The organism is Streptomyces sp. NPDC006602 (assembly GCF_042870385.1).
Classification (GTDB): Bacteria; Actinomycetota; Actinomycetes; order Streptomycetales; family Streptomycetaceae; genus Streptomyces.
This window is the reverse complement of sequence record NZ_JBIAHG010000008.1, coordinates 23,300-43,462: the sequence shown is the minus strand read 5'-3', so window position 1 is coordinate 43,462 and position 20,163 is coordinate 23,300. Positions and strand designations below refer to the sequence as shown.

The window sequence follows — 20,163 nt, the reverse complement described above, 5'->3', positions numbered from 1 at the left end:
ACGGCGTAAACGCTTACGCTTGCCCGTGATGACACGCAACCACCGGATCCCGCCCTCTCCCCTGCCGCAGCGCGAGGGGGTGGATCCGGTGCGGGTGCGGCTGCCCGTCGAGGGGCCGTGGGCCACCGTGCGCGCTCACCTGACGGAACGGCTGTCCGGAGCGGGCGCCGGTGTCGTCGACGGGATGTTCGACGCGGGGCGGGTCGTCGGGGCGGACGGGCGGGCGGTGGCGCCGGACGCGGCATACGTGCCGGGGATGTTCGTGTGGTTCCACCGGGAGCTGCCGGCCGAGGTGCCGGTGCCGTTCCCGATCGAGGTGGTGCACCGCGACGAGCACATCGTCGTCGCCGACAAGCCGCACTTCCTGGCCACCACCCCGCGCGGCAGCCACGTCACCGAGACCGCGCTCGCCCGGCTGCGCCGCGAACTGGACATTCCCACGCTCGGCGCCGCGCACCGGCTCGACCGGCTCACCGCCGGGCTGGTGCTGTTCACCGTACGGCCCGAGGAGCGCGGCGCGTACCAGTCGCTGTTCCGGGACCGGCTGGTGCGCAAGGAGTACGAGGCGGTGGCGCCCTACGATCCCGCGCTCGCCCTGCCCCGGACCGTGTGCAGTCGGATCGTGAAGGAACGCGGGGTGCTGGCCGCCTACGAGGTCAGGGGCGAGCCGAACGCGGTCACCCGAATCGAGCCGGCCGAGCACGGCGGGCACGGCCTCGGCCGGTACCGGCTCACTCCCACCACCGGGCAGACCCACCAACTGCGGGTCCACATGAACGCCCTCGGCGTGCCCATCCTCGGCGACCCGCTCTACCCGGTGGTGACCGGCCCCGTACCGGCCGGTGACTTCCGGCGCCCGCTCCAACTGCTGGCGCGGACCCTGGAGTTCACCGATCCGGTCACGGGAATGGCGCACCGGTTCCGGAGCCCGAGGACTCTTGTGGCCTGGTCCTCGTACGACGAGTGGGCCGGTCAGTAACCGCGCCACCAGCGCAGGAACCGCCGCCAGGCGCCCATCGGCCGGACCGGCTCGGGCGTCGGCGCGGGCGCGGGCTGCGGCGGGACCGCGACCGGCTGGGGCTGGGCCGCGGCCGCGGGGGCCGACTCCGGCGGGTGGGTGCCGACCTGCCAGTTGGACCGCTGCGAGGGAACCGCGGCGTGGCCGGGCTTGTCCAGCACGTCCTGCTGCGGCTTCGGGTCGAACCGGACGGGCAGTTCCACCAGGTGACGGGAGGCGATCGACTCGGCCCAGGTCAACTCGTCCTCGTCACAGTCGAGTTCGGCATCCGGCAGTCGCATCAGCAGCGCGTCGACGCCGGTGTCGGCGATGGCACGGCCGATGTCCTGGCCGGGGCACTCGTGCGGCCCGCCACCGAAGGCGAGGTGGGAGCGGTTGCCCATCATGTTGGCGGACAGGTCCGGGCGCACTCGTGGATCGATGTTGCCCGGCGCGATGCCGAAGAGCATGCCGTCGCCCTTGCGGATGCGCCGGCCGCCCAGCTCCGTGTCCTGTTTGGCGAAGTACGCGAGGACGGAGCTGATCGGCGGCTCGTCCCACAGGGACTGCTCCACCGCCTCGGGAACCGTCATCTGGCCGCCGCTGAGCTGGGCGCGAAAGCGCGGGTCGGTGAGCACCATCCGCAGCACGTTGCCGATGAGGTTGGCCGTGGACTCGTAGGCGGCGAAGAGGACGAGACGCAGGTGCTCCCTGACCTCGTCGTCGGTCAGCCGCGCCGGGTGGGTGATGAGGTGGCTGGTGAAGTCCTCCTGGGGCTGTGCTCGGCGCCGGGCGGTCAGGCGGCTCAGCGCGTCCATGACGTAGCCATGGCTGGCGATCGCGGTCTCGGTGCCCTTGAGCGCGTCGCGGGCCGCCTGCACGAGCCGATCGCTGTACTCGTCGGGCATGCCGAGGACCTCGCACATCACGGCCATCGGGAGGTGCTCGGCGAACTCGCTGACGAGGTCGGCCGTGCCCTGTTCGCAGAAGCGGTTGACGAGCCGCTGGGTGTGGCGGTTGATGTGGCGGCGGATGCCCCGGTGGTCGATGGTCGACATGGCACCGGTGACCGCGCCGCGCAGCCTGAGGTGCTCGTCGCCCTCGGCGTGCGAGGCGATGGGCTGCCAGGCGATGTGAGGCATGAGCGGGTGGTCGGGCTTGACCATGCCCTCCTGGAGCGGGGTCCAGATGCGGCTGTCCCGGCAGAACTGCGAGGGCGTGCGCAGCATGTGCAGGTTCTCGGTGTGGCCGAGCACTACCCACATCGGTACGTCGTCGTGCAGCAGCACGGGTGCCACCGGGCCGTGTTCCTCCCGGAGTCGCTCGTACAGGGAGCCGAGGTCCTCCGCCTCGGGGCCGTAGAGCCGGTGCAGTCCGCCGGGTCCGCGGCCGTGGGCGGGGCAGCCGGGCGGCGGGCCGAGGGAGGGGTCCGTACCGGTCAGGGAGTGGGATTCAGGCGTCACAGTGGTTGCTCCGAGGTGGATCCGGTGTCTGTGTCTGTCTGCAGGGTCGTGTCTGGCTCAGGAGCTGTGCCCGGGCGGAGAGCTGTGCCCGACTGGAGAACCGTCCCCGGGCGAGGAGCCCTGCCCGGGCGGGGACCTGTGTCCGGGGGGAACCGTCTCCGGCCGGGGCCGACGAGTCGCGGCCGGTACGCGGTCATCGTCGTAGCGAGCCCGTCATCGCGAGGGAGTGGAGGAAGCGCATGAGGGTCATCAGCGTGTCCCGGCTGGAGGCGCGGCGGCGCGCGTCGCACTCGATGATGGGGATGTCCGCGCTCAGGTCGAGCGCCGTGCGCAGTTCCTCGACGGCGTAACGAGGCGCGTCCGGAAAGGAGTTGACGGCGACCACGAACGGCACGCCACGCTCCTCCAGGCGCCCCATGACGTCGAAGCTGACCTCGAGCCGACGGGTGTCGATCAGCACGACCGCACCGAGCGCGCCCTCGAACAGGCCGTTCCACAGGAACCAGAAGCGTTCCTGACCGGGGGTGCCGAAGAGGTACAGCACGAGCTGGTCGGTGATGCTGATGCGGCCGAAGTCCATCGCCACGGTGGTGGCCGTCTTGGTCTCGGAGCCGTAGTTGTCGTCGACCCCGACGCCGGCCTGCGTCATGGTCTCCTCGGTGGTCAGCGGTTTGATCTCGCTGACCGAGCCGACCATGGTCGTCTTGCCGACCCCGAAGCCGCCGACGATGACGATCTTCACCGCGGCCTGGGCGGTGGGCGGGAGTTGGTCCTCTGTTCGTGGACCTGTGATGGTGTCAGAGCTTTTGAAGTCCATGCATCACCGCTTCGAGGAGGGAACGGTCGGCCAGCGCCTGTCGGATGATCGGGGCGCGTGCCGTCACCAGTTCGGCCGTCAACAGCTCGGTGAGCAGGACGGTCACCACGCCGAACGGCAGACTGAGGTAGGCCGACAGCTCGGCCACGGACAGGGGGGCCGTGCACAGCCGGAGCAGCGCCGCCTGCTCGGGCGTGGCGGAGGGCGGTGGGTCGGCGCGCGCCACGATTAACGTGACCAGGTCGAGCTCGACGCGCTCGACGCCGTCCGGTCCCGTGATCACGTACAGCCGCTCGGGGTTCCTCTTCTGCCCCTCCGGGGGTTTCTGTTCCTCCTGCGGGGGTTGCGGAACGGGTTCTGGCTCAAGGTATCGCCGCCGGCGTTGCGGAGGAGTCATACGGTCTGGCCGTTGCGCCTGGGCGGACTGGTGAGGTGCGCGCCGATCCGGACGACCAGGTCGCTCATGCGCGAGCTCATGAAGCCGGGCTCGGCTCGCACGTCGGAGAGCACCGCGAGATAGGCGTTGGGGCCCGCGGCCATCAGGTAGAAGTAGCCGCCCTTGATCTCGATGAGGACCATCTTCATCTCGCCCTCGCTGCCCGGGATCTCCTGGGCGACGGCGGTCGCCAGGCTCTGCAGGCCCGCGCAGGCCGCGGCGACGCGGTCGGCGGTGTCCGGGTCGCCGCCGTGGCGGGCGATGCGCAGGCCGTCGGCGGAGAGCACCACGATCATCTGGATGCCCGGTACGCCTTTGGCGAGGTCCGTGAGCATCCAGTCGAAGTTGCCTCGCTGCTGGATCACTTGAGGTTCCCCTCATCGTCGGCCTCGACGTGGGCCGGTTCGTTGGTCGGCTGGGTGTATGCGTTGGGGTCCGGGCGCTTGAGTCCGTCGAAGAACGCCTGGACCCACAGGCCCGGTGGGGGCTCTGCGGCCTTCTCGGGCTCCGGCTCCGGCTCGGGCTCCCGCTTGGCGGTCGACCAGATGGTCGGCCGGCCCTCCCGTTCCGCCTGTTCGATGGCGGCCTGCTCGGCGTAGCGCTGGGTGAGCGAGGTCTTGACCCGGCTGCGGCGCTGCGGCAGGCCGCCCGCGGTCCACTCGGTGACCTCGGGGACGTCGTCCTCCAGGGAGAGCGATGCCGTGATCTTGGGGCTGGTGGGGCGGCGTTTCTTGATCGTGCGCTTGGGACCGGGGAGGGCGCCCAGATCGACCTGGGGCACGGCGGTGGCGCCGATGCCGTGGGCGAGTCCGACGCCGGGCTCGGAGGTGAGCATGTCGCTGGGCACCACGAGGATGGCGCGGACCCCGCCGTACGCGGAGGCGCGCAGCGAGACCTGCATGTCGTACGTCTTGCAGAGCCGGCCGACGACGGCGAGGCCGAGGCGGGGTGACTCGCCGAGGTCCTGGAAGTCGACGCCCGCCTTGGCGCGCTCCAGCATGCCCTCGGCCTTGGCCCTGGTCTCCTCGCTGAGGCTGACGCCGGCGTCCTCGATCTCGATGGCGACGCCGGTCTGCACCTCGGTGGCGGTGACGTGGACCTTGGTCTGCGGCGGGGAGTAGCGGGTGGCGTTGTCGAGGAGTTCGGCCGCGGCGTGGATGACGGGCTCGACGGCGGTGCCCTTGACGTTGACCTTGGCGATCGAGGCCAGGTCGATGCGCCCGTACTCCAGGATCCGGGACATGGCGCCGCGCAGCACGCTGTACAGGGCGACGGGTTCGGGCCACTGACGGCCCGGCCGGCCGCCGCCGAGGACGGAGATGGAGTCGGCGAGCCGGCCGATCAGCGCGGTGCCGTGGTCGATGCGCAGCAGGTCGTCGAAGACCTCGGGGTTGCGGCCGTGGTCCTCCTCCATCTCGCGGAGTTCACTGGCCTGCTGGTGGACGATCGCCTGGACGCGGCGGGCGATGCTGACGAAGGAGCGCTGTGTGGAGTCACGCAGGACGTCTTCCTGGTCGACGATCTTGAGCACCGTCCTGATCAACGACACCTGCGCCTCGGGGAGATCGCGCCAGGCGGGGTCGATGTCGCCGAGGTGACGAATCACCTCTTCGGGGGTATTTCCGCGGCGCAGTCGGTCCAGCGCGGCGGGCGCGATCTCCTTGGCGAGGCGCGTCATCTCCTCGTCGTGGGCGGCGATCCGCCGCTCCAGATACGCGGTGTGACGGACGTGCTCCGTGCGCAGGTCTCGTACTTCGCGGCGGCGCCGCATCGCTTCGGCCGCCGTCGCGATCACCAGCAGCGTGGCGACGGCTCCGCACCAGCCGACGGCCGCCCGGGCCGGCTCCGTCACCAAGGCGACGGCGGCCCCGGTCACCGCGGCCATCAGTATGGCGGGGAGCAACAGCACGCGCGCGTACGGAAGTTCACGGCGACCTGGAGGAGATTGAACACTCACCATGTGGGCCCTCTGGAACAAATCGGCTGGAGTTCGGGGGAGCTTGCAGGGGGGTACGTCATGGATCTGTCGGAATCTTCGGTACTTTTGGGAACAAGCGCACGAATACATCCCAACTCGGTGCGCTGCGGGCGAGCTTAGTCCGACCGGATCATCGCCATGTCATATTCGGCAAGCACCTGAAATGGGGCTGACAAGAGGAGTACTCTCGTCCCATTTACACGCAGCGGGTCCATTCGCATACGGTGCGTTACGGCGCGCAGCCATGCGAAACCACTCACCGTGACGAGTGAAGTGCCCCCGGAACTCTCCGGGTTCAGACCCCCGCGATGCGCAGCGCGGCGTCCGCCGTGGCCTCCGCGAACGCCGAGACGGGTCGTTCGGGATCCGAGCGGTGGACGAGGATGACACCCTCGATCAGCCCGAACACGAGGTCCGTCCGCAGGTCGAGCTCACTCTTGGCGAGCGCCCCGCCCACTTCGGTGGCGGCGAGCAACTGCCGGTAGGCGTCCTTGAGTTCGGCGCGCACGGCGTGGAAGCCGGCGAACCGCTCGGCGCGCACCTCGGGCAGCAGGTAGAGGACGCCGAGGTTGTGCGGTCCGCCGCACAGCACCTCCACGTCCGCCCGGCACAGTTCCCACAGCCGGTCCTCGGCCGTGGCGGCGTCGTCGGCGAGGAGCTCCCGAGCGTACGCCAGCGAGGGCGTGACCGTGGACTCCAGGAGCTCGGCGAGCAGCTCCTCCTTGCCGGAGACGTAGTGGTACATGGACGCCTGCCGCATGCCCGCGCGCTCGGCGACGACCCGGGTGGAGGTGGCAGCGTAGCCGAGCGTGGTGAACAACTCCGCGGCGGCCGAGAGGAGTTCCTCGCGCGGCTCGAGACCGCTGTCCGGCCGCTGCGCGGCCCGCGGCCTGCCGACCCGTCGGCTCCGGTCTGCGCCTGCTGTCCCCATGCGTTCGATCCTCGCACACGCCGGTCCACGGCGATCTTCGTGAGGGCCCGGTAACCGAGCGGCAACAGCGCGGCAATGCCCGTGACCCGGCCCGCCCCTAATTTCTGTCGAGCGACAGAAATTCGACCCGAGACCCACAGCCGGAGGTGCCGGTATGGCGACAGCGACCACATACGGAGCCCGCGCCCACGCACGCGCCCAGGAGGGCACGCGCACCGAGGCCATGCCCGTCGTACCGGCCGGCACCTGGCCGAACCCGCCCTGCGAGGCGGGCCACCTGGTGTGGGCGGAGACGGTGGCGGGCGGCAACTACACGCACCGCGTGCTGGCCCGCGGCACCGAACTGCGCCTGACCGACCCGCACGGCGACGCCTGCGCCCACCTGCTGCTGTTCGTCGTCGACCGGCCCTGGGAGCGGCTCAACGTGGCCGACACGGTGAAGGTCCAGTGGAACGCCTACCTCGGCGAGGGCCAACTGCTCCTGTCGGATCAGGGCCGGGTCCTGGCCACCGTGATCGCCGACACCTCCGGACGGCACGACGCCCTGTGCGGCACCTCCACCCTCGCCCGCAACACCGAGCGGTACGGCGACGGCACCCCGCAGAGCCCCTCCCCCGCGGGCCGCGAACTGTTCAAGCTGGCCGCCGCCAAGAACGGCCTGGGCCCCCGCGACCTGCCGCCGTCGCTCTCCTTCTTCCAGGGCGTGGAGGTCCGCGAGGACGGCGTCCTGGACTTCACCGGCTCGGCCGGCCCCGGAAGCAGCGTGACGCTGCGCGCCGAGCAGGACGTGACGGTCCTGATCGCCAACGTCCCGCACCCGGCCGATTCCCGCGCCGAGTACGTCAGCACCCCGCTGGAGGTGCTCGCCTGGCGCTCCGAGGCCACCGGGCCCGGAGACCCGCGGTGGGACGCCACGCCCGAGGGCCGCCGCGCCTTCCTGAACACCGCCGAGTTCCTCGCAGCGAGGGGGATCGCATGAGCACCCGGACGAACACGACCGTCGTGCCCGCACGCGCCGCGTGGTCCGCCGTCGTACGGTCCGGCGAGACCCTCACCATCACCGACCTGCACGGCAACCAGGCCGTCGACTTCCTCGTCTACGACGCCCACGACACGTCGGTCCGCTACAGCGCCCCCGACACGATCCACGCACAGGGCAACATCTTCCTCACCACGGGCAGCGTGCTCATGTCCAACGAGCACACCCCGCTGATGACCGTCGTCGCCGACGAGGTGGGCCGGCACGACACGGTCGGCGGCGCCTGCTCCAAGGAGTCGAACACCCTCCGCTACGGCCATCACACCTGGTCGCAGCACGCCTGCGTGGACAACTTCCTCGCCGAGGGCGCCAAGCACGGCCTCGGCAAGCGGGACCTGGTCTCCAACATCAACTGGTACATGAACGTGCCGGTCGAGAAGGACGGCACCCTCGGCATCGTCGACGGACTGTCCGCGCCAGGCGTGAAGCTGACCCTGCGGGCCCAGAGCGACGTCCTCGTCCTCGTCTCCAACTGCCCCCAGATCAACAACCCGTGCAACGGCTTCGAGCCGACGGCGGTGGAGATGACGATCAGCGAGGCGGGCACCGCATGACCTTCGACACCCTCCTCGTCGCCAACCGGGGCGAGATAGCGGTCCGGATCATCCGCACCGCACGCGAACTCGGCCTGCGCACGGTCGCGGTGTACTCCGACCCGGACCGCTCCGCCCCGCACGTCCGGCTCGCCGACGAGGCGGTGCGGCTCGGCCCGGCGCCCGCGAAGGAGTCGTACCTCGACGCCGACCTGGTGCTGAAGGCGGCCAAGGACACCGGCGCCGGCGCGATCCACCCCGGCTACGGCTTCCTGTCCGAGGACGCGTCCTTCGCACGCCGCTGCGAGGACGCCGGGATCGTCTTCGTGGGTCCGACGCCGCAACAGCTGGACCTGTTCGGCGCGAAGCACACGGCACGGGCGGCGGCCCAGGCGGCCGGGGTGCCGCTGGCGCCGGGGACGGAGCTGCTGGCGTCACTGGACGAAGCACTCGCACAGGCCGCCGACATCGGCTATCCGGTCATGCTCAAGGCGACCGGCGGTGGCGGCGGAATCGGCATGTCGGCATGTCACTCCGCCGACGAACTCGCCGACGCCTGGGAGCGGGTGCAGCGCGTCGCCGCCGCCTCCTTCTCCTTGGCCGGCGTCTTCCTGGAACGCCTCGTCGAGCACGCCCGCCATGTCGAGGTGCAGGTCTTCGGTGACGGCGACGGCAGGGTCGTCACCTTCGGCGACCGCGACTGCTCCCTCCAGCGCCGCAACCAGAAGGTCCTGGAGGAGGCTCCGGCACCGGGCCTGCCAGCCCACGTCCGCGAGCAACTCGCCGTATCCGCACGCGACCTGTGCGCCTCCGTCGGCTACCGCTCCGCCGGAACCGTCGAGTTCGTCTACGACGCCGCCCGCGAGGAGGCGTACTTCCTGGAGGTCAACACGCGCCTCCAGGTGGAGCACCCGGTCACCGAGGAGATCTACGGCGTCGACCTGGTCGCCTGGATGCTGCGGCTGGCGCGCGGCGAGCAGGATGTCGTCCGCGACCCGGGCGCACCGCGCGGCCACGCCGTCGAGGCCCGCGTGTACGCCGAGGACCCCTCCCGCGACCACCGGCCCAGCGCGGGCCTGTTGACGCGGGTCGAGTTCCCGCATGGCGTGCGCGTCGACGGCTGGGTCGAGACCGGTACCGAGGTGACGACGTCGTACGACCCGATGCTGGCGAAGGTCATCGCGTACGGCCCGGACCGGGCGCACGCGCTGCGGCGGCTGGACGAGGCACTGGCCCGCACCCGCGTCGACGGCATCGAGACCAACCTGGGCCTGGTACGGGCGGCACTCGCACACCGGGACTTCACCACGGCCGCGCACTCCACCGCGACGCTCGCCTCCGTGAGCGATCCGACTCCGCGCATCGAGGTCGTCGCCGGCGGCACCCTCACCACCGTGCAGGACTGGCCGGGCCGCACCGGCTACTGGCAGGTCGGCGTGCCCCCGTGCGGACCGATGGACGACCTGTCGTTCCGGCTCGGCAACCGGGCCCTGGGCAACGAAGAGAGCGCTCCCGGCCTCGAATGCACCCTCAACGGCCCGTCCTTGAGGTTCACCCACCCCACGACCGTGTGCGTGACGGGCGCGCCTGCCCCGATCACCGTCGGCGGTACGCCGGTCGCGCAGTGGGAGCCGGTGACGGTGCCCGCGGGGTCCGTACTGGAGATCGGCGCCCCCGCCGAGCACGGCCTGCGGACGTACGTACTGTTCGCCGGGGGCCTCGACGTGCCCGCCTTCCTCGGCAGCGCGAGCACCTTCACCCTGGGCCGGTTCGGCGGGCACGGCGGACGGGCGCTGCGCACGGGTGACGTCCTGCACGGCGGGACGGTCGCCGAGGGCGGGCCGGTACCGCACGAAGACCGCCCGGACTTCACCGCCGCATGGCACATCCGGGCCGTCGAAGGCCCGCACGCGGCACCGGAGTTCTTCACCGAGGCCGACATCCACGACTTCTACGCCGCCGACTGGAAGGTCCACTTCAACTCGGCGCGCACGGGCGTCCGCCTGGTCGGTCCGAAGCCGCGCTGGGCGCGTACCGACGGCGGCGAGGCGGGACTGCACCCGTCCAACATCCACGACACGCCGTATTCGGTTGGCGCCGTCGACTACACGGGCGACATGCCGGTGCTGCTCGGCCCGGACGGTCCCTCCCTCGGAGGATTCGTCTGCCCGGCGACGGTGATCAGCACCGAACGCTGGAAGATGGGCCAGCTGCGCCCCGGCGACACGGTGCGTTTCGCCCCGGTGGACGTGTCGGGCGGTCCCCGCCCCGCCATCGTGGACGGCGGCATCCTCGCCCGGGACGGCGACGTCACGTACCGCCGCAGCGGCGACGACAACCTGCTGGTCGAGTTCGGCCCGATGCAGTTGGACCTGGCGCTGCGCATGCGTGTCCACGCCCTGATGGAGGCGTTGACCGAGCAGGGCCCGGAAGGCATCACCGACCTCACACCGGGCATCCGCTCCCTCCAGATCCGGACGGACCCGCACCGCCTGCCACAGCAGGAACTCCTCACCGCCGTACGGGAGATCACCACGATCCTCCCCCCGAGCGACGAACTGGTGGTCCCCTCCCGCACGGTCCACCTCCCCCTCTCCTGGGACGACCCGGCGACCCGCGAGGCGATCGCCCGCTACATGGCGGGCGTCCGCGACGACGCGCCCTGGTGCCCGTGGAACATCGAGTTCATCCGCCGGGTCAACGGACTGGAGTCGGTGGCGGACGTGTACGACACGGTCTTCGACGCGGAGTACCTCGTCCTCGGCCTCGGCGACGTCTACCTGGGCGCCCCGGTCGCCACCCCCCTCGACCCCCGCCACCGCCTGGTGACGACCAAGTACAACCCGGCACGCACCTGGACGGCCGAGAACTCGGTCGGCATCGGCGGCGCGTACCTGTGCATCTACGGCATGGAGGGCCCCGGCGGCTACCAGTTCGTGGGCCGGACGACCCAGGTCTGGTCGGGCTGGCAGCAGCGCGGCGCGTTCGAGCCCGGCTCCCCCTGGCTGCTCCGCTTCTTCGACCGCATCAAGTGGTACCCGGTCGACGCGGACGAACTCCTCGACCTCCGCGCCGACATCACGTCCGGCCGCTTCGTACCGCGCATCGAGGAGGGCACCTTCTCGCTGGCCGGGTACCAGGCCTTCCTGGCTGAGAACGCCGAGTCGATCGCCGAGTTCAGGTCCCGCCAGCAGACGGCTTTCTCCGCCGAGCGGGACGCGTGGGAGGCGGCGGGCGAGTTCACCCGGGCGGAGGCCGCGGCCGCACCGGCCGCTCCCCCGGCCGAGGTGATCCTCCCGCCGGGCGGCCGTCTGATCGAAGCCGAATTCGCCGCATCCGTATGGCAGCTGAACGTCGAGGCGGGCGACGAGGTGACGCCCGGACAGCCGCTGCTGGCCCTGGAGGCGATGAAGATGGAGTCCAGGGTGCACGCGCCGATGGCCGGCGTGGTCACGGAGATCCTGGCCAGGCCGGGGGACCAGGTGGAGGCAGGGACGGCACTTCTGGTCCTGGCCCCTGCCGCACAGTGAAAGAGGAAACAGAAATGTCCACCGCCCTCTCCCGTGTCCGCGCGGCCTACGCCCGCATCGAAGCGGTCGACCGCCCCGAGATCTGGATCGACCTGCGCCCACAGCCGGAGGTCGAGGCGGAGGCCCGCACGATCGACGAACGGGTCGCCGCCCGCGAACCACTCCCCCTCGCCGGACGCCTGTTCGCCGCCAAGGGCAACATCGACGTGGCCGGCCTGCCCACCACGGCGGGCTGCCCGTCGTACGCCTACGACCCCGAGGCAGACGCCCCGGTCGTCGCCCGCCTGCGCGCGGCGGGCGCGATCGTGCTGGGCACCACGAACCTGGACCAGTTCGCGACGGGCCTGGTCGGCACCCGCTCCCCGTACGGCGCCGTCCGCAACGCGCTCGACCCGGCCAGGATCAGCGGCGGCTCCAGCTCCGGCTCGGCCGTAGCGGTGGCTCTCGGTATCGTCGACTTCTCCCTCGGCACCGACACCGCGGGCTCGGGCCGCGTCCCGGCCGCGTTCAACGGCATCGTCGGCCTGAAGCCGACCCGCGGCCTGGTCCCGACCACGGGCGTGGTCCCGGCCTGCGCCTCCCTCGACTGCGTGACGGTCTTCGCCCGCACCCTCCCGGAGGCCGAGCAGGCACTGTCCTGCATGGCGTCCCCGCCCGACCGCGACCTCCCCCCGCTCCCGCAGCGCACACCGGGCCCATGGCGGATCGCGGTCCCGCCACGGGACCAGCTCGGCGAACTGGACGAGGGCTGGGCACAGGCGTACGAGGCCACGGTCGCCCACCTCGTCCAGGCGGGCGCTTCGGTGCGGGAGATCGACCTCGGCCCCTTCACCGAGGCCGCCGCGATGCTCTACCAGGGCGCGTTCGTAGCCGAGCGCTACACAGCAGTAGGCGCCTTTGTCGACAAGGCAATAACCCAAGCCGACGAGTCCCTGGACCCCACTGTCGCCGGCATCATCACCCGCGCCCGCGACATCCCGGCCCACCAGCTCTTCGCCGACACCGACCGCCTGACGCTCCTGCGCACCCGCACCCTCGCCGAACTGGCCGACGCGGACGCTCTCCTCCTCCCCACCACCCCCGGTCACCCCACCCTCGCCGAGGTGGCCGCCGACCCGCTGGGCGCCAACGCCCGCCTGGGCCGCTTCACCAACTCCACGAACCTCTTCGACCTGGCGGCGGTGGCGGCCCCCGCCGGCGAGGTCAACGGCCTGCCCTTCGGCGTCATGCTGATCGGCCCGGCCTTCACGGACGAACGCCTCGCCCGCATAGCCGCCCTCCTCCAGCAACAAACGCGCCTCGCGGTAGTAGGGGCCCACCTCTCGGGCCAACCCCTCAACCCGCAACTCCTGTCCCTGGGCGCCCGCCTGGACCGTACGACCACAACAGCGCCCGCGTACCACCTGCACGCACTGGCCACAGACCCGCCGAAGCCGGGCCTCGTCCACGTAGGCGAGGGCGGAGCCCCCATCGAAACAGAAATATGGCGCCTCCCCGCAGAGGGCCTCGGCAGACTCCTGAGCGCCCTCCCCCGCCCCATGACCCTGGGCAGCGTGGAACTCGCGGACGGCACCTGCCTCCCCGGCTTCCTCTGCGAACCAAGCGCTCTCAAGAACGCCGAGGACATCACGTCGTACGGCGGCTGGCGCGCGTACCTCAGCCGCTGAAGTCAGTCAGTCGGACTCCACGCACCCCGCACCCCGCACCCGCCCACGGCGAGAAGAGGACGTGTCGGGGGGTGTCCGCCCGCAGGGTTGGCGCGTCAACACCGCTGAGTCGGCGAGCAACCGATTCCGCGCCGTTCCGAGGACGGACACACCCCCCGACACAGCCCCGACCCCACCACAACCGAAGGCGCAACACGCGACACGCACCCTCGACTCAGCCCACCGACGAGTAAGCGACAACCCCCCGCAGCAGCTCATCGACCGCCTTGCGCGCGTTCTTCGCCACCGTAGACCCCTCGGCATGCGCGGCGGCCGAGATCTGCCCGAGCACGTCGATGACCTGCTTGCACCAGCGTACGAAGTCACCGGCAGGCATCTCCACCTCGCGCAGCACCTCGTCGAGCCCCTTCCCGGACGCCCACATGTACGCGGCCCAGGCGAACCCGAGATCCGGCTCACGCTGCCCCACCCCCTCGGTCTGGGTGATCCGGAACTCCTCCTCCAGCGCGTCCAGCCGCCCCCAGATCCGCACCATCTCCCCGAGCGCGGCCTTCGCCTTGCCCGAGGGCACCTTGGGCACCATGGCATCGTCGGAAACCCGGGACTCATACACCAACGCCGAGACGCAGGCAGCCAGTTCGGCCGGGGCCAGCCCCTCCCACACACCGGCCCGCAGGCACTCACTCGCGAGCAGGTCCAGCTCGCCGTACAGCCGGGCCAGCCGCTTCCCGTGCTCGGTGACCTCGTTGCCGCGCAGGTAGTCCAGCTCGGTCAGCAGCGCGACGATCCGGTCAAACGTACGAGCGATGGTGTTCGTGCGCCCCTCGATACGCCGCTCCAGTTGCGACGTGTCACGCAACAGCCGGTGATAGCGCTCGGCCCAACGGGCATGATCCTCCCGATCGCTGCAGCCGTGGCAGGGATGCGCGCGCAGGGCGGTGCGCAGCCGGGCGATCTCCCGGTCGTCGGCGGCCTGGGACCGCCCCTTCCGAGCCCGCTCCGGCGTAATGTGCCCGGCCTTGGTGCGCAGCGCGGAGGCGAGGTCCCGACGGGACTGCGGCGAGCGCGGGTTGAAGGACTTCGGGATCCGCATCCGCTCCAGCGCCTCGACCGGCACCGGGAAGTCCATCGACGCGAGCCGCTTGACCTGCCGCTCGGCGGTCAGCACCAGCGGGCGCGGGCCGTCGTGCTGCTCGAAGCCGCGGTGGCCGTTGGACCGACCGGCAGGCAGCCCCGGATCCAGCACCAGGGCGAGGCCCGCGTACTTGCCCGTCGGGACGTGAATGACATCCCCCGGCTTGAGCTTCTCCAGCGCGACGGCCGCCTCGGCGCGCCGCTGGTTGACACCCTGCCGGGCCAGCTCGGTCTCCCGGTCCTTGAGTTCGCGGCGCAGCCGCGCGTACTCCTCGAAGTCGCCGAGGTGGCAGGTCATGGACTCCTTGTAGCCCTCGAGCCCCTCCTCGTTGCGCTGCACCTGCCGCGAGATCCCGACGACCGACTTGTCGGCCTGGAACTGCGCGAACGACGTCTCCAGCAGCTCACGAGAGCGGTGCCGCCCGAACTGCTCGACGAGATTGACCGCCATGTTGTACGACGGCTTGAAGCTGGAGCGCAGCGGATACGTGCGGGTACCGGCCAGTCCCGCCAGGTGGTCGGGGCTGGTGCCGCGCTGCCAGAGCACGACCGCATGGCCCTCGACGTCGATGCCGCGCCGACCCGCACGCCCTGTCAACTGGGTGTACTCGCCCGGGGTGATGTCGGCATGCTGCTCGCCGTTCCACTTGACGAGCTTCTCCAACACCACGGAACGCGCAGGCATGTTGATGCCCAGCGCGAGAGTCTCGGTCGCGAACACCGCCTTGACGAGACCGCGTACGAACAACTCCTCGACGACCTCCTTGAACGTCGGCAGCATGCCCGCGTGGTGGGCCGCGATGCCGCGCTCCAGGCCCTCCAGCCACTCGTAGTATCCGAGGACGTGCAGATCCTCCGTAGGAATGGACGCCGTGCGCTCCTCGACCAGAGCGCGCACCTTCTCCCGCGCCTCGTCGTCGTTGAGTCTCAGACCCGCGTGCAGACACTGCTGGACGGCGGCCTCGCAGGCGGCGCGGCTGAAGATGAAGGTGATGGCAGGCAGCAGGTCCTCGGCGTCGAGCCGTTCGATGACCTCGGGCCTGCTCGGCGTCCAGACGCGGGAGCGCTGCCGGCGCTCCCGCTCGCGGTCGGCCTCCCGCATCGCACGGCCGCGCTTGCGGTCCTGGTACGACGGCCGGCTCGCCTCCATGCGGGCCAGCCGCGTGAGGTCGGGGTTGACGGCCTTCTTGTGGCCCTCGCCCTCCTCGAACAGGTCGTACATCCGCCGCCCGGCGAGCACATGCTGGAACAGCGGGACGGGCCGGTGCTCGGAGACGATCACCTCGGTGTCGCCGCGCACGGTGTCGAGCCAGTCGCCGAACTCCTCGGCGTTCGACACGGTGGCCGACAGCGAAACCAGCGTGACCGATTCGGGGAGGTGAATGATCACCTCTTCCCACACCGCGCCCCGGAAGCGGTCGGAGAGGTAGTGCACCTCGTCCATGACCACGTACCCGAGGCCGAGGAGGGTCTGCGAGCCCGCGTACAGCATGTTCCGCAGCACCTCGGTGGTCATCACGACCACCGGGGCGCCCGAGTTGACGCTGTTGTCGCCGGTGAGCAGTCCCACCTTGTCCGCGCCGTAACGGCGGCACAGGTCGGCGTACTTCTGGTTCGACAGCGCCTTGATGGGTGTCGTGTAGAAGCACTTCTTGCCCTGCTGGAGGGCGAGGTGGACGGCGAACTCGCCGACGATCGTCTTGCCCGAGCCGGTGGGCGCGGCCACCAGCACGCCCTTTCCCGCCTCGAGTGCCTGACAGCTCTCGATCTGGAAGGGGTCGAGGCCGAAGTCGTACATCTCGCGGAAACCGGCGAGCGCGGTGGCCTGCTCGACAGCGCGCCTACGTGCTGCCGCGTACCGCTCGGCCGGTGAGAGGTCCTCTGTCATCGTGCTTTCGAGACTACCGGGCCCCACTGACAACAGGACGATCATTATCCGGATCCGATGACGATAAACATCGAATCCCCGCAGCTCACGGCCCTACGATCCGTACGGCAGCCGGCACACAGCGCGCGGTCAGCGGCAGCGGCCCGAGCGGCTCCCCGTCCGCGTACCCCGTGATCCCGTCGGCGGCGCTCTCGACCTTGGCCGCCCGCACCACGGTGACCTTGGGACGGTCGGCGGCCGTCCACCCGACCGAGGTCGATGTCGCGCAGCCGGGCGCCCTTGAGCGCGTCGGCGACCAGGCGGCCCGCGGCGGCGGGGTCGCGCACGGGCAGGCCGAGGGCGCGGGCGAAGTCGTTGCCGGTGCCGACGGCGACCAGGCGGAAGGGGGTGCGGGTACCGGCGACCGCCTGGAGGGCCAGATTCGCCATGCCGTCACCGCCGACGGCGATCAGCGCGCCGGTGCCCTCCGCGACGGCGGCTCGCGCGCGCGAGGGCGTCCTCGGCGTTCGCACCGAGGACCGTACGCACGGAGAAACCGGCCGCCCGCACAGCGGAAGCGGCCGGCTGCGCCGCGTGGGCGCCCCGGCCGCGACCCGCGGTGGGGTTGACGAAGAGGGTGATCTCGCTGGTCACGGCCCGGACGTTACAAAAGCGGCCGACTCGGTCAGGTCACATCGTCATAACCGTTGACCCGCTCCGTGCTCGCCTGCTCGGGCAGCGCCCGGCTGGCCGAGACGGTCTCCACGTCGCCGATGTCCTCGGGGGTGAGGTCGAGCTCGGAGGCCTCGTCGTCGGCGGGGCCCAGTTCGTCGCGGCGGCGCCTGCGCCGGTCGTTGAGCAGCGAGAAGAGGACCGCACCGAAGTACAGGACCCAGATCGGTCCGGCGAGCGCCAGCATCGTCAGCGGGTCGGTACTGGGCGTGGCGACAGCCGCGAACACCGTGATGCCCATGATCATGCCGCGCCACCAGCCGAGCATCCGCTTGCCGGTGATCGCCCCGGTGAGGTTGAGGAAGACCAGCAGCAGGGGCAGCTCGAAGGAGAGACCGAAGACGAGCACCATGCGGATGACGAGATCGAGCAGGTCGTCCAGCGGCAGCAGGTTGGAAGCGTCGGCCGGGGTGAACTCGAGCAGCACCTTCGCCGTGGTGGGCAGCACCGTGTAGGCGAAGTAGGCGCCGCCGAGGAACAGCGGGACACCCGTGCCGACGAACGCGTAGGCGTACTTCTTCTCGTGCCGGTGCAGGCCGGGCGCGACGAACGCCCACAGCTGGTAGAGCCACACCGGCGAGGCCAGGACCACGCCGGCCATCAGCGACACCTTCAACGCCAGGGTGAAGGGGGTGAGCAGACCGTTGATGGTGATCTGCGCACACGGCTCACTGGACTTCGACTTCGCCAGTTGCTCGAAGCTCTGCTCACAGCCGACCGAGTCCAGGATCGGTCTGGTGATGAGATTGATGATGTCGTTGTAGAAGAAGGCGGCGACGACCGTGACCGCGACGATGGCCAGCATCGCCTTCGCGAGCCGGTTGCGAAGCTCACGAAGATGCTCCGCGAGGGGCATCCGCCCCTCGGGATCCTTCTCCTCTTGGCGGGCAGACTTCAGCAACCCACGTTCCCATCTCGTGCGGCGGGCCGGAGGTCACCGGCCCTGCGTCAGCGCTTGGTCGTGTCCGTCGGCTCGGTGACCGGGCGCGAGCTCGTCACGTCGCCGGGGGCGGCCTGGATGGTGCGCTGGACGGGGGGCTGCTGGTCGTCGTGCGGCGGGGCCGCGGGAGCGGACGCGTTGTCCTGGCCCTCGGACTTCATCGCCTTGGCCTCGCTCTTGAGGATCCGCGCGGACTTGCCGAGCGAGCGCGCCATGTCCGGAAGCTTCTTGGCGCCGAACAGCAGGATGATGACGACGAGGATGAGAATGATCTCGGGGGCGCCGAGCCTTCCGAACATAAGTCTTTACCTTCTCACCGAGGCGGCTGGAGTGGGGTGCTGTCCGACCGGTCGGACATGTGTCCGATCGACCGTACTGACAGCGATCGTAACGCTCAGGGGTAAACGCGTGGCAATCCCTGTGCATACTCCCGGTCCGCGGCCCGGGCCTCGTTCTCCGGACCGCGACATGCAGCGTACCTGCCGCAACCGCCAAGTCGACAGGGCGAAGTGCCCCAAAGCGCATCACACCCGCAACTCACAGGGGCCACCCCGGACGCCTCACAGAGAGTCCACAGACCGGGCCACGCTCGTGGAGGCGCGCTCCAGATCCTCCGCGGCCCGGTTGATGCGCTGCGCCGAGTCCGTCACCTGCCTGCCCAGACGCTGCGCCTCCAGGAAGACCCTTACGGCGAGCACACCGAGAACGGCGAGACCCAGAAAACCCACAGCTACCGCGAACATCGCCCAGAACATGGGCCGAGCCTAGAGGGTGGAGTGCAGCCGCAAGGTCCGGACCCCGCCGCCGGTCAGCAGCTCGACGATCCGTTCGCCCGCCGGCTTGCGGACGGCCGCTCCGCAGTCGGGGCAGGTGAAGGAGTAGAAGGTGGTGCGGCTGTTGGCGCCGATGGCCAGGCGCAGGGAGCTCGCGGTGAGCTCGAAGCAGCCCCGGCAGTCCGGGCAGCCGGCCCTGAACGTCACCGGGGTCGCGCTCCTCATCCCGGCGAACGCGGCGGCCACCGTCATTCCCACGCCGGACGTCGACGTCTCGCTCAAAGCTCCTGCTCCTGACTGTCGTACTGACCGCCCTGAACCCCACGCCCCCCGTGCGCGCCCTGCGCCTCGACCCCGTCGTACGCCGCCAGCGCCTCGCGGGCCGCCTCGCGGGCGCTGTCGGCGAGGTCGCGCGGCGAGACGATCCGGCCCTCGCGCCCGAGCCGCAGCGCCAGCCGCCTGAGCGAGGCGGGCTCCGGGGTGCGCAGAGTGATACGCAGCCCGCCGTCCGGGAGCTCATCGGCACTGTCGTGCGGGTAGTACTCGGCGACCCAGCGTCCGCCGGGGCCGACCTCGACGACGACCTCCGGGTCCTCGGCGGCCGGCTGCACCAGTCCCTCGGACAGGTCCCGCAGTTCGATCTCGGGCGGCGCGGACGGCTCGTCGAGGATCTTGATCTCGGCGACCCGGTCGAGCCGGAAGGTGCGGCGCGCCTCGGAGCGGCGGCACCAGGCCTCGACATAGGTGTGACCCACGCTGACCAGCCGGATCGGGTCGATCTCGCGCTCGGTGACCTCGTCGCGGGCGGGCGAGTAGTAGCGGATCCACAGGCGGCGGCGCTCGGAGATGGCCCGGTCGACGTCCGCGAAGACGCCGCCCTCCGACTCGAAGGTCACGGACAGCCGGGAGCTGGCCCCCGCCTGCTCGCCGGCCGCGGCCTCCACCTTGGCGGTGGCCCGCAGCAGCGCCTGCCGGTCGCTCTCACGCAGGCCGGGCAGCGTGGACACGGCGCGGGCGGCGACCAGCAGCGCGGTGGCCTCGTCGGCGGCGAGCCCGAGCGGCTCGGCGACGTCATCGGGGTTGTGCCACCAGATGCGCTCGCCGTCGGTGTCGATGTCCAGCAGATCGCCGCCGCGGAAGCTGGTACCGCACATGGGCAGCACGTCGAGGTCGGAGACCAGCTCGTCCTCGGTGATCCCGAAGGCCCGGGCGACGTCCTCGACCCGTGCGCCGGGGCGCTCCTTCAGATAGGTCACCAGGGAGAGCATCCGCCTGGTCTGGTCGATCGCGTTCGTCGGCCTGGCCGGTTTTCCCACCACGTCCTTG

General features: G+C 70.9%; 17 protein-coding genes and 1 pseudogene. 5 read left to right on the top strand and 13 right to left on the bottom strand.

Annotated features, from left to right (window positions below; genetic code table 11):
- Positions 1-28 precede the first annotated feature (28 nt).
- A complete protein-coding gene (locus ACFYO2_RS21750) occupies positions 29-979 on the top strand; it encodes an RluA family pseudouridine synthase (RefSeq protein WP_388351396.1) in 951 nt (316 codons plus the stop codon).
- On the opposite strand, the gene ACFYO2_RS21745 is transcribed toward ACFYO2_RS21750, so the two are convergent.
- From ACFYO2_RS21745 to ACFYO2_RS21720, 6 genes are all read right to left on the bottom strand, one after another.
- Positions 973-2,460, bottom strand: a complete 1,488-nt coding sequence (locus tag ACFYO2_RS21745; protein WP_388351393.1) for a cytochrome P450 — start codon at positions 2,458-2,460, stop codon at positions 973-975. The two genes, ACFYO2_RS21750 and ACFYO2_RS21745, sit on opposite strands and share 7 nt — an antisense overlap.
- Positions 2,461-2,653: 193 nt before the next feature.
- Positions 2,654-3,277: an ATP/GTP-binding protein gene (locus tag ACFYO2_RS21740; protein ID WP_388351390.1), complete on the bottom strand. Its 624-nt coding sequence runs from the start codon at positions 3,275-3,277 to the stop codon at positions 2,654-2,656.
- Positions 3,258-3,674, bottom strand: coding sequence for a DUF742 domain-containing protein (locus tag ACFYO2_RS21735; RefSeq protein WP_388351387.1), 417 nt, complete (start codon positions 3,672-3,674; stop codon positions 3,258-3,260). Before ACFYO2_RS21735 ends, ACFYO2_RS21740 begins: the two co-directional genes overlap by 20 nt.
- The gene (locus ACFYO2_RS21730) at positions 3,671-4,078 is read right to left on the bottom strand and encodes a roadblock/LC7 domain-containing protein (protein WP_388351385.1); all 408 of its coding nucleotides are present in this window, start codon (positions 4,076-4,078) and stop codon (positions 3,671-3,673) included. Before ACFYO2_RS21730 ends, ACFYO2_RS21735 begins: the two co-directional genes overlap by 4 nt.
- Positions 4,075-5,673, bottom strand: coding sequence for a sensor histidine kinase (locus tag ACFYO2_RS21725; RefSeq protein ID WP_388351382.1), 1,599 nt, complete (start codon positions 5,671-5,673; stop codon positions 4,075-4,077). The genes ACFYO2_RS21730 and ACFYO2_RS21725 overlap by 4 nt, the downstream gene beginning before the upstream one ends.
- Positions 5,674-5,986: 313 nt before the next feature.
- Entirely contained in the window at positions 5,987-6,622 is a 636-nt protein-coding gene (locus ACFYO2_RS21720; protein WP_388351379.1) for a TetR/AcrR family transcriptional regulator, read from the bottom strand.
- A gap of 154 nt (positions 6,623-6,776) precedes the next feature.
- Between ACFYO2_RS21720 and ACFYO2_RS21715 the strand changes: the two genes are divergently transcribed.
- Genes ACFYO2_RS21715 through atzF form a run of 4 tightly spaced genes read left to right on the top strand, consistent with a single transcriptional unit; the run spans position 6,777 to position 13,391 of the window.
- Positions 6,777-7,601: an urea amidolyase associated protein UAAP1 gene (locus ACFYO2_RS21715; protein ID WP_388351376.1), complete on the top strand. Its 825-nt coding sequence runs from the start codon at positions 6,777-6,779 to the stop codon at positions 7,599-7,601.
- Positions 7,598-8,215: an urea amidolyase associated protein UAAP2 gene (locus tag ACFYO2_RS21710; RefSeq protein WP_388351374.1), complete on the top strand. Its 618-nt coding sequence runs from the start codon at positions 7,598-7,600 to the stop codon at positions 8,213-8,215. Before ACFYO2_RS21715 ends, ACFYO2_RS21710 begins: the two co-directional genes overlap by 4 nt.
- Positions 8,212-11,724, top strand: coding sequence for a 5-oxoprolinase/urea amidolyase family protein (locus tag ACFYO2_RS21705; protein ID WP_388351372.1), 3,513 nt, complete (start codon positions 8,212-8,214; stop codon positions 11,722-11,724). The genes ACFYO2_RS21710 and ACFYO2_RS21705 overlap by 4 nt, the downstream gene beginning before the upstream one ends.
- A gap of 14 nt (positions 11,725-11,738) precedes the next feature.
- Positions 11,739-13,391: an allophanate hydrolase gene (gene atzF, locus ACFYO2_RS21700; RefSeq protein ID WP_388351370.1), complete on the top strand. Its 1,653-nt coding sequence runs from the start codon at positions 11,739-11,741 to the stop codon at positions 13,389-13,391.
- 214 nt (positions 13,392-13,605) lie between these two features.
- Here atzF and ACFYO2_RS21695 read toward each other — a convergent pair whose 3' ends face one another.
- From ACFYO2_RS21695 to ACFYO2_RS21665, 7 genes and pseudogenes are all read right to left on the bottom strand, one after another.
- Positions 13,606-16,458: a DEAD/DEAH box helicase gene (locus tag ACFYO2_RS21695; RefSeq protein ID WP_388351368.1), complete on the bottom strand. Its 2,853-nt coding sequence runs from the start codon at positions 16,456-16,458 to the stop codon at positions 13,606-13,608.
- Between the two features lie 40 nt (positions 16,459-16,498).
- A pseudogene (locus ACFYO2_RS21690) lies at positions 16,499-17,046 on the bottom strand (diacylglycerol kinase family protein).
- Between the two features lie 31 nt (positions 17,047-17,077).
- A complete protein-coding gene (gene tatC, locus ACFYO2_RS21685; protein ID WP_388351366.1) occupies positions 17,078-18,025 on the bottom strand; it encodes a twin-arginine translocase subunit TatC in 948 nt (315 codons plus the stop codon).
- Between the two features lie 47 nt (positions 18,026-18,072).
- Positions 18,073-18,363, bottom strand: a complete 291-nt coding sequence (gene tatA / locus ACFYO2_RS21680; protein WP_383864993.1) for a Sec-independent protein translocase subunit TatA — start codon at positions 18,361-18,363, stop codon at positions 18,073-18,075.
- A gap of 261 nt (positions 18,364-18,624) precedes the next feature.
- Positions 18,625-18,819, bottom strand: a complete 195-nt coding sequence (locus tag ACFYO2_RS21675; protein WP_388351363.1) for a hypothetical protein — start codon at positions 18,817-18,819, stop codon at positions 18,625-18,627.
- A 9-nt stretch (positions 18,820-18,828) separates the two neighbouring features.
- The gene (locus ACFYO2_RS21670; protein ID WP_388351361.1) at positions 18,829-19,119 is read right to left on the bottom strand and encodes a hypothetical protein; all 291 of its coding nucleotides are present in this window, start codon (positions 19,117-19,119) and stop codon (positions 18,829-18,831) included.
- On the bottom strand, positions 19,116-20,156 hold the full coding sequence (locus ACFYO2_RS21665) for a helix-turn-helix transcriptional regulator (protein ID WP_388351358.1): 1,041 nt from the start codon (positions 20,154-20,156) through the stop codon (positions 19,116-19,118). The genes ACFYO2_RS21670 and ACFYO2_RS21665 overlap by 4 nt, the downstream gene beginning before the upstream one ends.
- Between the last annotated feature and the right edge of the window lie 7 nt (positions 20,157-20,163).

What these genes read in the sequence shown, in the direction of transcription:
- ACFYO2_RS21695 (WP_388351368.1), bottom strand. Translation starts at nt 16,458, where the DNA reads ATGATCGTCCTGTTGTCAGTGGGGCCCGGTAGTCTCGAAAGCACGATG.
- ACFYO2_RS21675 (WP_388351363.1), bottom strand. Translation starts at nt 18,819, where the DNA reads ATGTTCTGGGCGATGTTCGCGGTAGCTGTGGGTTTTCTGGGTCTCGCC.
- ACFYO2_RS21750 (WP_388351396.1), top strand. Translation starts at nt 29, where the DNA reads ATGACACGCAACCACCGGATCCCGCCCTCTCCCCTGCCGCAGCGCGAG.
- ACFYO2_RS21720 (WP_388351379.1), bottom strand. Translation starts at nt 6,622, where the DNA reads ATGGGGACAGCAGGCGCAGACCGGAGCCGACGGGTCGGCAGGCCGCGG.
- ACFYO2_RS21735 (WP_388351387.1), bottom strand. Translation starts at nt 3,674, where the DNA reads ATGACTCCTCCGCAACGCCGGCGGCGATACCTTGAGCCAGAACCCGTT.
- tatA (WP_383864993.1), bottom strand. Translation starts at nt 18,363, where the DNA reads ATGTTCGGAAGGCTCGGCGCCCCCGAGATCATTCTCATCCTCGTCGTC.
- ACFYO2_RS21705 (WP_388351372.1), top strand. Translation starts at nt 8,212, where the DNA reads ATGACCTTCGACACCCTCCTCGTCGCCAACCGGGGCGAGATAGCGGTC.
- atzF (WP_388351370.1), top strand. Translation starts at nt 11,739, where the DNA reads ATGTCCACCGCCCTCTCCCGTGTCCGCGCGGCCTACGCCCGCATCGAA.
- ACFYO2_RS21725 (WP_388351382.1), bottom strand. Translation starts at nt 5,673, where the DNA reads ATGGTGAGTGTTCAATCTCCTCCAGGTCGCCGTGAACTTCCGTACGCG.
- ACFYO2_RS21715 (WP_388351376.1), top strand. Translation starts at nt 6,777, where the DNA reads ATGGCGACAGCGACCACATACGGAGCCCGCGCCCACGCACGCGCCCAG.
- ACFYO2_RS21710 (WP_388351374.1), top strand. Translation starts at nt 7,598, where the DNA reads ATGAGCACCCGGACGAACACGACCGTCGTGCCCGCACGCGCCGCGTGG.
- ACFYO2_RS21740 (WP_388351390.1), bottom strand. Translation starts at nt 3,277, where the DNA reads ATGGACTTCAAAAGCTCTGACACCATCACAGGTCCACGAACAGAGGAC.